Genomic DNA, 13429 nt, shown 5'->3' with positions numbered 1-13429 from the left:
TGCCCGGCTTCAAGCCGTGCAGGATCAGACGCGCTGACCGCTGTAGATGTCGTCGATAACCTCCGAGAAGTCCCGCAGCACCTGGGCGCGCTTGATCTTCAGGGACGGGGTCAGGTGCCCGCTGGTCTCGGTGAAGTCGGTGGGCACTACCCGGAAGACCTTGATGGCCTCAGCCTGGGAGACCTTCTTGTTGGCCCGGTCCACAATGCCCTGCAGTTCCGTCTGCAGTTCGTCAGTGGCGGCAACCTCGCTCACCGTCATGCCGGCGCGCAGCTTGTTCCGTTCCAGCCAGCCCGGAAGTGCCTCTTCATCGATGGTGATCAGTGCGGAGATGAACGGCTTGGCATCACCCACCACCACACACTGGGAGACGATGGCGCTGGACCGGATGGAATCCTCCAGCTGGGACGGCACTACGTTCTTGCCGCCGGCCGTCACGATGATTTCCTTCTTGCGGCCGGTGATCTTCAGGAAGCCGTCGGCATCAAGCTCGCCGATATCGCCGGTGTGGAACCAGCCGTCGGTGAAGGTTTCACCCATGAGGTCGGGGCGCTTGTAGTAGCCCTTCATAACGCTGATGCCCTTGGCGAGGATCTCACCATCGTCGGCGATCCGGACACTGTTGCCGGGAAGCGGGGCACCCACCGTGCCCAGCTTGACCAGCTGCGGGGTGTTGGTGGTCAGCGGGGCAGTGGTCTCGGTAAGGCCGTAGCCTTCCAGGACCAGCAGCCCGATGCCATGGAAGAAGTGTCCCAGCCGCTCACCCAGGGGCGCTCCGCCGGAGACGGCGTACTCCACCCGGCCGCCCATGGCCTCGCGGATCTTTCCATACAGCAGCCGGTCGAACAGGGCGTGCTTGAGCTTCAGGCCCAGCGGCACCTTTCCTTCCTGCTTGGCCTTGGACCATTCCACGGCGGTGGCAACGCCGGCATGGAAGATCTTGCCCTTGCCGCCGTCCTCGGCCTTGAGCATGGAAGCGTTGAAGACCTTTTCCAGTACGCGGGGGACCACCAGGATGAAGGTCGGTTTGAAACTCTGCAGATCGGGGAGCAGGTTCTTGACGTCCGGTGTATGCGCCACCGTGGCGCCGGTGGCCACGCTAAGCACCGAAATGAACCGGGCCAGCACGTGTGCCAGCGGGAGGAACATGATGGTCTGGGACCCTTCGCGGGCCACTTCGGGCTCGGCGAGCTCGGAGTTTTTGGACAGGTTCACGAAGTTGCCGTGGGTGAGCTCGCAGCCCTTGGGCTTACCCGTGGTGCCGGAGGTGTAGATGATGGTGGCGAGGTCATCCATGTGTGCCGTGGCCCGGCGGGCGTCGAGATCCTCGTCACTGATCGAGGCGCCTGCAGTCCGCAGTGTGTCGAGGCCGCCGCCGTCGATCTGCCAGACGTTGGCAACCCCTGAGAGGTCCTCGTCGGCTGCAGCCTGACGGACAATGTTCTCGTGCCGCGGAGCTTCCACCACAATGCCGACGGCACCGGAGTCGCTGAGGATCCAGGCGACCTGTGAAGGGGAGGAGGTCTCGTACACCGGAACGGAGACGGCTCCGGCGAACCAGAGGGCGAAGTCCACCAGGGTCCACTCGTACCGGGTGCGGGACATAATGGCGACCCGGTCGCCTGCCTTCACGCCGGAGGCCATAAAGCCCTTCGCGAGGGCGCTGACATCCTTGGTGAACTCCGTGGCGCTGATCCGCTGCCACTCACCCTGCCCGTCCCGTACGGCAAAAAGTGCCGGATTGCTCGGCTTTGCTGCCTGGTCCAGCAGCATGTTGGTGATGTTTGTCTGCGGCGGGGATTCCGCTAGGACGGGAACGCTGAATTCTCGCACGATAGCTCCTTTGATATCCGGGTGGGCCCGTAGGCACTGTCAGCCTATAACCTAGATCACACTCTTGTACCCGTCGGTAACCTTGCGGATCTATAACTTTTGCGTCACCGCTCTTGCTGTTTCCTTAGAATAGGTTTCTGATGCCTCCCTTAACGCCAGTTTCCGTGCCCCGTTCCGTTCCCACACCCCTGCAGCGCCGTCTCGGCCCTGCCGAGCCCTTCCGGGGCGGCCGGCCCATGCGGCTGCACAACCGGATGCGGCGGCGCGGCCTGGCCATCGGCATCGACATCGGCGGAACCAAGGTAGCGGCCGGCCTGGTGGACGGGAACGGCAGAGTTCTGAAACAGGCACGCCGCTCCACTCCCGGTCATGACCCCCGGGAGGTCGAGGCCGTGATTGTGGACCTGGTCCGTGAACTCTCCGCGGAGCACCACGTATGGTCGGTGGGCATCGGCGCGGCCGGCTGGATGGATCTGGCCGGCAGCACGGTCCTGTTCAGCCCGCACCTGGCCTGGCGCAATGAGCCGCTGCGCGAGAATCTCGAGCGGCTGCTGCGCCGCCGGGTTTTCCTTGTCAACGACGCCGACGGTGCTGCCTGGGCGGAGTACCGCTTCGGTGCGGGTGCCGGTGAGTCCCGGCTGGTCTGCGTGACCCTGGGAACAGGGATCGGCGGTGCCATGGTGCTGGACGGGCGGCTGGAGCGCGGCCGGTTTGGGGTGGCGGGGGAGTTTGGCCACCAGATCATCATGCCGGGCGGGCACCGCTGCGAATGCGGAAACCGCGGCTGCTGGGAGCAGTACGCCTCGGGCAACGCGCTGGGCAGAGAGGCACGTGAACTTGCGGCCGCCAACTCACCGGTGGCGCAGGAGCTTCTCCGTGCCGTGGACGGCAATACGGACGCGGTGACGGGGGCCGTAGTGACCCGCCTGGCATTGGAAGGTGATGCGGCGAGCATTGAGCTGCTGGATGAGGTGGGCCAATGGCTGGGACTTGGCCTGGCGAACCTGGCAGCCGCCCTGGACCCGGGAATGTTCGTTATTGGCGGCGGACTGAGCGACGCCGGGGATCTGCTCCTTGAACCTGCACGCCGATCCTTTGCCCGGAACCTGACCGGCCGGGGTTTCCGGCCCGCAGCGAGGATGGAACGCGCCGCGATGGGTCCGGCAGCAGGAATGATCGGTGCCGCGGACCTCTCGCGGATCGCCACACGCCGCTAGGCCGGACGCGGACCCGGCCGGACCGCCTAGACCTCGGCGCCGTCGTCGTTCTCGTCGCGATGCGAGGGGAGCCGGAACAGCAGGTACGCCGCCGAGCCGGCGAAGACGGCGATGGTCCCCAGCACAACGGCCAGCGGCGCCCCGCGCCAGAGCATCGCGAATAGCAGAAGCATCAGCGGCCCGCCCAGTGCGCCGATCCAGGCCAGCACCACCAGCGGTTCGCCGCTGCCCAGGGGTGGTGGTTCCGGGGGAGTGAACCCGCCGTCGTCCTCGTCCTCCTCCGGCGCCGCGTAGTCCCGCGGGCCGGTCATCGGGAGCGGCTGGTTCTCGAAAATGGCCCGGGTTCGCTCGGCGGGTGAGCCGGCCCGGCCCGGACCGGGAACGCCGGCCTGTTGTCCGGGGCCGGGGTCCTCCTGCGGAGCAGGGGATTCCCGGTCGCCGCCGTCGCGGCTGGTTTCGCCGGCATCCATGTGCTCCAGCCGGGCGACCAGGTCCCGCCAGACTTCCTCGTCGGTGGATTCATTGTGCTCCGGTTCGCGGTCGCTCATGAGCGGACTCCGGTGCTCACCCGTTGGATGAAACTCTGGGACTGTTCGAAGATCAGCGGTGCATCATGATCCATGGTGGCCACGTGGTAGCTGTTCTCCAGCGGCACCACCTCAAGGTCCGCGTTGACAAGCCCGGCGCGCAGCACATCCATGCTGGACTCGGGGACAATCGCATCCACCCGGGACCGGAAGGCGAGGACCGGTGCGGTCACCTCCGGCAGCGAAGCAGTGGTGTCGCGGAAAAGCCGTCCCAACTGCTGTACCGCCGCTACCGGAGTCCGCGGGTATGCCCCTTCGTCCTGCCCCTCCAGCCGGATGTCGTTGCCGATGGCCGGAACGGATCGCAGCACGTATTTGAGCAACCCCGAATAGCGTGCCCGCGGGTCGCCGATGGTCAGGCCGGGGTTAACGACGACGACGCCCGCCACCGGTTGCTTCGCCGCCAGCCGCAGTGCCAGCGCGCCTCCCATCGACAGTCCTGCCGAAACGACGGTTCCGGTCCGCTCCCGCAGGGAGTAGTAGGCCTGCTCATATTCCCCGTACCACCGCTGCCAGGGTGTCCTTGCCAGTTCCTGCCAGGTGGTGCCGTGTCCGGGCAGCAGCGGCAGGCTGACCGCGTAGCCCTGATCCGCCAGGTGCCGGGCCCAGGCGGCCAGGCTCACCGGGGAGCCGGTGAAGCCGTGGCTCAGGAGCACGCCCACGCCGGCATTGGGGCCGTGTCCCGCATAGTGAAAGGCGTCAGCGCCCGGGAGGGAAGTCATATCTCTATGGTTGCATTGCGGGGAGCATTTTCCACCCCGCAGGGAGCAAACTATTAGGGGGCGCGCACGCCGGAAATTCACCTGCGGCGCGCAGCCCGCATACAGTAGAGTCTGCGGAACCAACAGGTTCCCTAGTTTTGTTTGTCCGGACGGGAGATCAGGCCGCGTGTTCTATTGGGTGATGAAGACGATATTCATCGGGCCGGTGGTAAATCTTCTCTTCAGGCCCTGGGTGAAGGGGATGAACAACATTCCCGAGTCCGGTCCGGCCGTCCTGGTGAGTAACCACCTCTCCTTCTCCGACTCGATCTTCCTGCCGCTGGCTGTGCCCCGCCCGGTGAGCTTCCTGGCGAAGAGCGACTACTTCAACGGCAAGGGCATCAAGGGCAAGCTCACTGCGGCGTTCTTCCGGCTCGCCAACCAGCTGCCCATGGACCGTTCCGGTGGTGCAGCCTCCGCGAGCTCCCTGAAAGCCGGGGTGGACGTGCTGGAAAACGGCGGACTGCTGGGTATCTACCCCGAGGGCACGCGCAGCCCTGACGGACGCCTCTACCGCGGCAAAACCGGGGTGGCCAAGCTGGTCCTCTCCACCGGTGTCCCGGTGATCCCGGTTGCCATGATCGGTACCGATAAGGTCCAGCCGATTGGACGCCGGATCCCCAACATCCGCCGTATCGGCATCATTGTCGGCGAGCCGCTGGATTTCTCCCGGTATGCCGGGCTGGAGAATGACCGCTTTATCCAGCGTTCGGTAACCGACGAGATCATGTATGAACTCATGCGCCTGTCCGGCCAGGAATACGTAGACGTATACGCCAGCACCGTCAAGGAAAAGAACGCCGCACGGAAAGGCGGCAAGGCTGCCGAGGCCCGCGGCGCCGCGGTCCGTCTCGGGACTGCTCCGGCGGGAACCGACGCCCGTACCACTCAGGACACTTCCGCCGGCGATGTGCCCGTGGAGGACGGCGAAAAGCTGCCCGGCACGGTAACCGTGATCGGGTCCAAGGCCGCCGGTTCGGATGAGGCGCCTAAAGACGTGACGGCGGACCGTAAGGGAAAGAAGGCAGCACGCGGTGCGCGTGCCGGAAAGCGCCGTACATCCCAGCTCGCCGCGGACATCACCGGCTCCGGTGCGGACAAGACGTCCAGCGCGGACAAGACGTCCGGCGCGGACGGGGCCTCCGATGCCGACAACGGCAGCGCACCCGCCGCACAGGACCGCAGGCCGCACTCGGCGTAGTCCTGTTCTTCCCGGCCCTGTTTACGTTGCACGGCATCCGGCGAATATGACGCGCTTATTTGTTCCGGGCGGGCAGCCAGTAGGCTTAAGCCGTGACCAACACACCCGTAAACAGCGATTCCCTTCCAACCACGCTCTCCGGTGCGGCCGCTACTGCTGCCAGCCATCCGGAACTGGATAACTGGCGTTCCCTGCCGATTGCCCAGCAGCCCACCTGGCAGGACGATCCCGGGTATAGCGCGGCAATCGCGGAACTTTCCATGGTCCCGCCGCTGGTCTTTGCCGGTGAAGTGGACGTGCTCCGTTCCCGTCTGGCCGAGGCCGCGCAGGGCAAGGCATTCCTCCTCCAGGGCGGGGACTGCGCCGAGACCTTCGAGGCCGCCACTGCGGACAAGATCAGTGCCCGTGTGCGCACGCTGCTGCAGATGGCTGTGGTGCTCACCTATGGCGCCTCGGTGCCGGTGATCAAGATGGGCCGGATGGCTGGCCAGTTCGCCAAGCCCCGCTCCTCCAATGACGAAACCCGCAACGGTGTCACCCTGCCTGCCTACCGTGGCGATATGGTCAACGGCTTCGAGTTCACCCCGGAGTCCCGCCGGCACAACCCGGCACGGATGGTGCGGGCGTACCATACCTCCGCTTCCACGTTGAACCTGATCCGCGCCTTTACCCAGGGCGGGTTTGCCGACCTGCGGCTGGTGCACCACTGGAACAAGGGGTTCACCTCAAACCCCGCGCACTCCCGGTACGAGTCCCTGGCCCGCGAGATTGACCGGGCCGTCCGCTTTATGGATGCCTGCGGCGCAGACTTCGAGGCCCTGAAACGGGTGGAGTTCTTTGCCAGCCATGAAGCGCTGCTGCTGGATTACGAGCGCGCCCTGACCCGCGTGGATTCCCGCACCGGCCAGCCCTACGACACCTCCGGGCACTTCCTCTGGATCGGGGAGCGGACGAGGGATCTTGACGCCGCCCATGTGGACTTCCTCTCCAAGGTGCGCAATCCCATTGGCGTGAAGCTTGGCCCCAAGACCAGCCCCGAGGATGCCCTTGCCCTGATTGACAAGCTGGATCCGAACCGTGAACCGGGCCGGCTGACCTTTATCACCCGGATGGGAGCCAACAACATCCGGGAGAAGCTGCCCCCGCTGGTGGAGAAGGTCACCGCGTCCGGCGCGAAGGTCCTGTGGGTAACCGACCCGATGCACGGAAATACCGTGACGTCACCGAACGGCTACAAGACCAGGAACTTCGATGACGTTATGGACGAAGTCCGCGGCTTCTTTGAAGTGCATGATTCGCTGGGCACCTTCCCCGGCGGACTGCACGTGGAAATGACCGGTGACGACGTGGCCGAGTGCCTCGGCGGAGCAGATCCGGTTGATCAGGATGCCTTTGTCGAGGGCTACGAATCGGTCTGCGATCCGCGCCTGAACCACATGCAGTCCCTGGAAATGGCGTTCCTGGTTGCCGGAGCTCTTTCGCGCCGGAGCTAGTTTCAAAAACTGCAAGGGAGGGCTGCAGGAGATCCGGGATCTCCTGCAGCCCTCCCTTGTCTGTCCGGCCTGTTTGCCTGTCCGGTTGCTTTGCCTGTTTGGTGTGTTTGTCCGGGCGCAGGCGCTAGACGACCTTGAGGATCACGGTGGACCCCTCGGGTGCCGTTCCGGCGCCGGGGTCCTGGTCCCGGACCAGGCCCAGGAGGCCGCCGAGCAGGTTTTCCACCTGCACATTGAATCCCCGGCCTTCGAGGTCCGCTCGTGCTTCTTCGGCACGGCGGCCCACATAGTTCGGTACTTCGACCATCCGCGGTCCCAGCGAGATGGTCAGGGTTACGCTCTGGCCCCTCTCGAGCAGGCCGGCTTCGGGAGTCTGGGAGACGACGGCGCCGGCCGGCACAGTGGCACTGTTGACCTTATCCGGGGCAACGGCGGCCGTGAGGCCTGAATCCTCAATGGCCTTGACCGCGGCTTCCTCGCTCTGACCGGTCACCGACGGAACCTCCACGGGGGCCGGACCCTTGGAGACCGTGACATCCACCGTGGCACCGAGCCGGAGCATGGTGTCCGGGATGGGCCGCTGGCTGATAATCGCACCGGCGGATACTGTTTCGCTGTATTCTTCCGTGACGCCACCGAGGGCCAGTTCGGCGTCTGCCAGGTCCGATTCCGCGGCATCCAGGCTGCGCTGGACGATGTTGGGTACCGCGAAGAGCTGGGGCCCTTTGGACACCAGCAGTGTGACGGGCCGGTAGCGGCGGACTTCCCCGGGAGCTGCCGGGTCGGTGCCGACGGCGAATCCGGCGGCGACTACTTCGTCATAGACCTCGGTGGTGGTGAAGTTCAGGCCGGCGCCGCCGAGCTGGTCGCCTGCCTCGTCAACGGAGGCATTGCTGACATCGGGAATGGACACCAGCGCGCCCGGGCCGGCCCCGAAGAACCAGCCGGCAAAGGCCGCAGCGCAAAGCAGCACCGTCAGCAGCAGGGCCAGCAGCACTCCCCGGCGCCCGCTCCTGCCGCTGCGCAGACCTACCTGCGGCCGGTGTGCCTGGCGGTCACTGTCGCGGAGCCGGTTGCGGTCAGCGCGCCTGGCGAGCCTGCGCTGCGCACGGGTGCCTGCCTGCTCATTACCGGTGCCGTCGTCGCCCTCATCGTCCTCACCATCCTCAAAGCCGTCGTGAGGATAACCGTCCGCAGTGCCGTCTCCGTCATCGCCGGCCGTTCCGAGTCCGCCGGGGAAAACCGTGGTGGCGTGTTCGCTGCGGCTGAGCACTTCGGTGTGGTTCGCGTCCCGCCCGGTATCGGAACCGTGGGGATCCTGGTCCAGGGCGGAGGCGTCAATGATGCTGGTGGGATCGGATGCCCCAATGACCTCCGTGGCACCGGCAGCGGCTCCGGAGCGGGAAAGAGCCTCTGTGGGCATGTCACCGGACGCGGAACCGGTGGTGCACCGGAAGTCCAGTTCCTCGTCAGTGAGGGTGGTGCGGATATGCCGGAGCTCACCCAGCAGCGCACGCCCGTTGACCGGACGTTCTTCGGGGTCCCGTGCCGTGCACCAGCGCACCAGCTCGTCCAGGTCCTCTGCGAGGCCGGGGCACAGGGTGGAGGGGGCCGGCACTGCCGAATGCACGTGGGCAAAGGCGACCTGGATAGGCGAGTCGCCGGTGAAGGGCTGGCGTCCGGTCAGCATTTCATAAAGCAGGATGCCGGCTGAATAGACGTCGCTGCGTTCATCTCCGCCGTCGCCGGTCACCAGCTCCGGGGCCAGGTAGGCGACGGTTCCGACCAGGGTTCCGGTGTTGGTGCTGGTTGAGACGGCGCGGGCCAGGCCAAAGTCGGCGATCTTAATCCGGCCGTTGTCTGCCAGCAGCACGTTCTCGGGTTTGACGTCACGGTGGACCAGCCCGGCGTCGTGGGCCGCGGCCAGGCCCTCGACCACCGCGTCCATCAGTGCCAGCGCAAGCCGGGGAGACAGGGCATGGCGCTCGTCCAGCAGCCCGCGAAGGGTCCGTCCGGGAACATACTCCATCACCAGATAGGCGAGGGAGTCGGTAATGCCCTGATCCAGCACGCCCACCACATGGGGGTGCGAAAGGCGTGCCGCGGACTTGGCTTCGCTCTCGAAACGCCGCAGGAAACCACGGTCGGCGGCCAGATGCGGGAACAGCACTTTCAGCGCTACGTCGCGGTCCAGCCGGCGGTCGGTGGCGAGGTAGACGCTGGACATGCCGCCGCGCGCGATCAGTGACCTGACGAAGTAGCGGTCATCCACCAGCGTGTCTACGAGGGAGTCTTTCACGGGATCATGCACTCTTCGATCCTAGTGGGGACAGCGGGAAGGGCCCGGATCGACACCCGATCCGGACCCTTCCGCTGCACTGCGGCTCTTCCGGTTACTGGAAGGAGGCCCGGTGGGCCAGCACGGAGCTGACGTAGCTGCGCGTGTCGGAGAACATACCGTTGGTCGTCACCGAATACTGCCCCTGGTAGTAGGACGCAATGGCGTTTTCCAGGCTGTCACTGGTGCGGATCAGGGCGCTGATAATGGCCACACCGGCTGTAGCGTTGTCATACGGGTCCAGCAGGTTCAGCTCGCGGCCCACCAGCTGGGAAGCCCACTCGCCCGAAGACGGGATGACCTGCATGGTGCCAATGGCATTGGCAGGGGAGACGGCGCGCTGATCGAAGCCGGACTCCTGCAGGGCGAAGGCCTGGGCGAGTGCCGGATCAACACCCATCTGCGCAGCGGTATCGGCAACAATCTGCTGCATCTGGGCCCGGCTGGGCACGGGCAGGGAATTCAGGGTCTGCTTGTTCAGGTTGGCACCGGCCACCACATGCGCGGGGTAGGTGTAGTGCAGGAACGTGCTGGGGACCAGGTCCGTCGGTGCTGCGTCCGTCGGTGCGGCAGCTACCGGTGCCGAGGAGGCGATGCTCACGGTCCCGACGCCGCTGACGCTAATCTGCTGCCCCGGCCGGATGACGGAGGAGGGGTTCAGGCCGTTGGCGGCAAGGACGCTCGACAGGCTTACGCCGTGTTCGGCCGCGATGGCACCGAGCGTATCGCCGGGCTTCACCGTGTAGGTGCCAGCTGCAGCCTGGACCTCGGCAGGAGCCGGGGCGGCCGGCGCTGCGGGTGCTGCAGGCGGCGCTGACGGCGTCGATCCGTTCACCACGATGGACTGGCCCGGGTAAATCACGGAGGTGAGGGTGAGGTTGTTTGCAGCGAGAATGCTGGACAGCGCAACGCCGTGCCGGGCTGCGATGGCGCTGAGCGTGTCACCGGAAACGACCTTGTAGGTGCCCGATGCCGGAGCTGCCTTCTTCTCCGGGGCGGCCGGGGCGGCTGCGGTGCCGGTCAGGCGGAGCTCTTTACCGGCAAAGATCAGGGAGGTCGGCTGCAGGTTGTTGACCCGGAGTACCTCGGACACTGACAGGCCGTACCGGGCGGCGATGGAGGTCACGGTGTCACCGGCGGCAATCCGGTGGGTGGCGGGCACGGAAGACTCGGCGGCCAGCGTGGCGGGGACCTGGGTGGCCAGCTGGGAAGCGGCGACGCCGGTCACTGCGCCGGTGTTCAGGTTCTTGATGGCCTGCAGCGGAAGCTGGGGGAAAAGCGTGTTCTGCGGCGAAACGGGTGCGGCGGCAGCGGGCTCCGCCAGAGCCAGTGCGGACATCATCACTGCAGGAATCGCGGCGGTTGTCACGGCAACACTTAATTTGCGCGGCATTCCGGTTGCAGCGGGGCGCGTGGCTGGCGTTCCCGTTGTCGACTCAGCGTTCATAGGGTTGCTGTTTCCTCATCTGTGATGGCCGCGGCCTTTACCGCAAATCCGTGGGACAAAAACAAGTAGTGCAACAGGTAAGGTGCCTGTGGCTTATGTGACTAATGTTGCTTAGGTTACACATGTGATTTCTGGTACTCATGTGAATTTACACCAAGCAGGCTCGGGGACAATACCTGAGTATCGGATTTAAGGTTTCTTTTACGCGTCGGAATGGCCAAGTGGCCCGGAATCAGAGGACATGGCACCCTTGAAGGGTGAATGAACTCGAGGAACTTGTTTCCGACTGGCTGACCCTGCCCGATGTGGCTGAACAACTCGACCTGCCCATTAACAAGGTGCATAGCCTCCTGGAGGAGCGCGCCCTTGTGGCCGTGCGCCTGGGGGAGCGGAAAATCCGCAGCGTTCCCGCTGCCTTTATCAATGACGGCGCCATCCTGGATAGCCTCAAGGGCACTATCTCGGTGCTCAATGACGCCGGCTTCCACGACGACGAGATGATCCGCTGGCTTTTCACTGCGGATGACACCCTTCCGGGCCGCCCCGTGGATGCCCTGCGTGAGGGGCGTAAGACGGAGATCCGCCGCCGGGCCCAGGCATTGGCCTGGTAACTGGCTGTACACCCGCGGCTGCGGGGGTCCTGTGTCATATATCTGTCCGCATATATGACGGTATATAGGCAACCCCTACACGAAGCCCTATAGACGGATCAGACAGGAACGGCCCCGCCTTCGGGCGGGGCCGTTCCTGTCGAGGCGGCAGTTCCTGCCGGCATCCCCGGAGCCGGCGGGAACTGTCGGGACCGGTCCGTTCCTTAGGAACTGCGCCTGACCGCGGAGTGGGCGAGTGCCGCCAGCGCCGCCCGGGACACTTCGTCCACGGGCAGGGCCTCCAGTGCGGCGAATGCAGCTTCGGTGTGGCTGCTGATCAGGGCTTCGGTGGCCGCCAGGGCCCCGCTGTCCTCGATGATGCTGCGAAGGACCTGCACGCCGTCGTCATCCAGGCCCGGGTCCCCCAGCCGGAGGGTGATCTCCCGGCGCGCAGTCTCCCCGCCTCCGGACAGGGCATAGGCAATCAGCACTGTGCGCTTGCCTTCGCGCAGGTCATCGCCCGCAGGTTTCCCTGTTGTCTGCGGATCGCCGAAGACACCGAGAACGTCGTCGCGAAGCTGGAAGGCTTCGCCGAGGGGGAGGGCGAAGCGTGAGTATGCCGCCAGCAGTTCCTCATTGGCACCGGCCAGTGCGCCGCCCAGGGCCAGGGGATGTTCGGTGGTGTACTTGGCGGCCTTGTAACGCAGGATGTTCCGGGCCCGGACGACGGCGCGTTCAGGCTCGTGGCTGGGACCGACCACCTCTTCAAGGATGTCCAGATACTGGCCGGCCATCACCTCGGTGCGCATCCGGTTGAAAATGCGGCGGGCGGTGGTGCCGTGCGCCGCAGGTACCCCGACCGCCGAGAACATTTCCTCGCTGAGCGCGAGGCAGAGATCTCCGGCGAGGATGCCCGCGGAAGAACCGAAGTGTGATCCGTCCAGGTGCCAGTTGGCGTCCCGGTGCGCGAGCGAAAACGTGCGGTGCACGCTTGGGCCGCCGCGGCGCGTGTCGGACCGGTCAATGATGTCGTCATGGATCAGGGCCGCACTCTGGAAGAGTTCCAGGGCCACCCCTGCGCGTACGGCGGCGGTATCCAGCGGTGCTCCGCCCGCTCCCCGCCAGCCCCAGTACGCCAACAGGGCGCGGAGGCGTTTGCCGCCGCGGGACAGGTTGTGTACCGCCTCCAGCAGCGGCAGTGCTTCCTCGGATACATCGGAAAGGACCGCATGCTGCGTTGCCAGGAAGTCTTCGAGTTCCCCGGCGAGCAGGGTGCGGTAGGCGGCCTGCTCCTGCTCCGCGGTGGAGATGTCCTGGCTGCGGGGGGCGGGGGTGGACGGGATGTTAGCCATAAATTATTCCACCGACTCGGTGAGGACGGTGGCACCGACGGTCACCGTGGACGGCTCACCGGTCCGGGCGGTCACAGTCACGTTTACGGTTTCCGGTTCAGCTGCGCCGGTGCGGATGTAATCACGCGATGCCGGGGCGCCGGCCGCGGACTCGGCGGCAGTGAACCCCTGAGCCGTGAGCGCCTTGTCATAAAAGGCGAAGACGTCGGCGGCCGGCGCCGTTGTGGTTTCCACCAGCACGGCACTGACCTGCGTGCCGGTCCGGTCCACGGTGCTGGAACGGATCTCGGCACCGTCCATCACAGGGATCAGCGCGGCGGGGAAGCCGTCCGCCAGGGCGACCGGCGACGCGGAGGCGCTCGGGGTGGAGGCGGGTCCGGACTGTGCCGGCAGGGAGGCGCCGGCGGTTTGGCTTGCGGCCGCCGAGGCGGGGGAGTCCGTGCCGCCTTCCTCGGTGCACCCGGCAGCAACCAGGAGAAGAGCAACGGCAGAGAGCGCAGTCAGGGACTTTTTCATTGATTTCCACTCGGTGGGGGGCAGGGTCCTGCACCCAAGTCTAGGTGACCGCCGCAGCTGGGCAGGAAGGCGGACCGGGGGTGCCGATAGCTAC

10 protein-coding genes and 1 pseudogene are annotated in these 13429 nt (G+C 65.8%); 4 read left to right on the top strand and 7 right to left on the bottom strand.

The features are described 5' to 3' along the window. Window positions 1-24 precede the first annotated feature (24 nt). A complete protein-coding gene (locus tag QWJ37_RS10865; protein ID WP_227902313.1) occupies window positions 25-1833 on the bottom strand; it encodes an AMP-dependent synthetase/ligase in 1809 nt (602 codons plus the stop codon). A 236-nt stretch (window positions 1834-2069) separates the two neighbouring features. Between QWJ37_RS10865 and QWJ37_RS10860 the strand changes: the two genes are divergently transcribed. Further along, window positions 2070-3050 carry an ROK family glucokinase gene (locus tag QWJ37_RS10860; protein WP_227902349.1) on the top strand — a complete coding sequence of 327 codons (981 nt, stop codon included), beginning with the start codon at window positions 2070-2072 and terminating at the stop codon, window positions 3048-3050. Between the two features lie 26 nt (window positions 3051-3076). Here the strand turns inward: QWJ37_RS10860 and QWJ37_RS10855 are convergent, their stop codons facing one another. After that, a complete protein-coding gene (locus QWJ37_RS10855; protein WP_290245266.1) occupies window positions 3077-3598 on the bottom strand; it encodes a hypothetical protein in 522 nt (173 codons plus the stop codon). Further along, complete coding sequence (locus QWJ37_RS10850) at window positions 3595-4359, bottom strand: alpha/beta fold hydrolase (protein ID WP_290245265.1); 765 nt, start codon at window positions 4357-4359, stop codon at window positions 3595-3597. The genes QWJ37_RS10855 and QWJ37_RS10850 overlap by 4 nt, the downstream gene beginning before the upstream one ends. 166 nt (window positions 4360-4525) lie before the next feature. Between QWJ37_RS10850 and QWJ37_RS10845 the strand changes: the two are divergent. Both QWJ37_RS10845 and QWJ37_RS10840 read left to right on the top strand, forming a co-directional pair. Continuing rightward, window positions 4526-5188 (top strand): annotated as a pseudogene (locus tag QWJ37_RS10845) (lysophospholipid acyltransferase family protein); the annotation flags it as partial. Window positions 5189-5691: 503 nt separating this feature from the next. After that, a complete protein-coding gene (locus tag QWJ37_RS10840) occupies window positions 5692-7092 on the top strand; it encodes a class II 3-deoxy-7-phosphoheptulonate synthase (RefSeq protein ID WP_227928052.1) in 1401 nt (466 codons plus the stop codon). 124 nt (window positions 7093-7216) lie between these two features. On the opposite strand, the gene QWJ37_RS10835 is transcribed toward QWJ37_RS10840, so the two are convergent. Together QWJ37_RS10835 and QWJ37_RS10830 are read right to left on the bottom strand one after the other, a co-directional pair. After that, window positions 7217-9403, bottom strand: a complete 2187-nt coding sequence (locus QWJ37_RS10835; RefSeq protein ID WP_290245264.1) for a Stk1 family PASTA domain-containing Ser/Thr kinase — start codon at window positions 9401-9403, stop codon at window positions 7217-7219. Between the two features lie 82 nt (window positions 9404-9485). Beyond that, entirely contained in the window at window positions 9486-10799 is a 1314-nt protein-coding gene (locus QWJ37_RS10830; protein ID WP_356882075.1) for a LysM peptidoglycan-binding domain-containing protein, read from the bottom strand. 335 nt (window positions 10800-11134) lie between these two features. Here QWJ37_RS10830 and QWJ37_RS10825 point away from each other — a divergent pair, with 335 nt between their 5' ends. Then, window positions 11135-11488: an Rv2175c family DNA-binding protein gene (locus tag QWJ37_RS10825; protein WP_227902307.1), complete on the top strand. Its 354-nt coding sequence runs from the start codon at window positions 11135-11137 to the stop codon at window positions 11486-11488. Between the two features lie 203 nt (window positions 11489-11691). On the opposite strand, the gene QWJ37_RS10820 is transcribed toward QWJ37_RS10825, so the two are convergent. Together QWJ37_RS10820 and QWJ37_RS10815 are read right to left on the bottom strand one after the other, a co-directional pair. Further along, the gene (locus QWJ37_RS10820) at window positions 11692-12819 is read right to left on the bottom strand and encodes a polyprenyl synthetase family protein (protein ID WP_290245263.1); all 1128 of its coding nucleotides are present in this window, start codon (window positions 12817-12819) and stop codon (window positions 11692-11694) included. Window positions 12820-12822: 3 nt separating this feature from the next. Further along, on the bottom strand, window positions 12823-13335 hold the full coding sequence (locus tag QWJ37_RS10815; RefSeq protein WP_290245262.1) for a hypothetical protein: 513 nt from the start codon (window positions 13333-13335) through the stop codon (window positions 12823-12825). Window positions 13336-13429 lie beyond the last annotated feature (94 nt).

This window comes from Arthrobacter sp. YD2, assembly GCF_030410475.1.
Lineage (GTDB): Bacteria > Actinomycetota > Actinomycetes > Actinomycetales > Micrococcaceae > Arthrobacter_B > Arthrobacter_B zhangbolii.
Note: the sequence above shows the minus strand (reverse complement) of the source record. Positions and strands in the feature narration are given on the sequence as shown.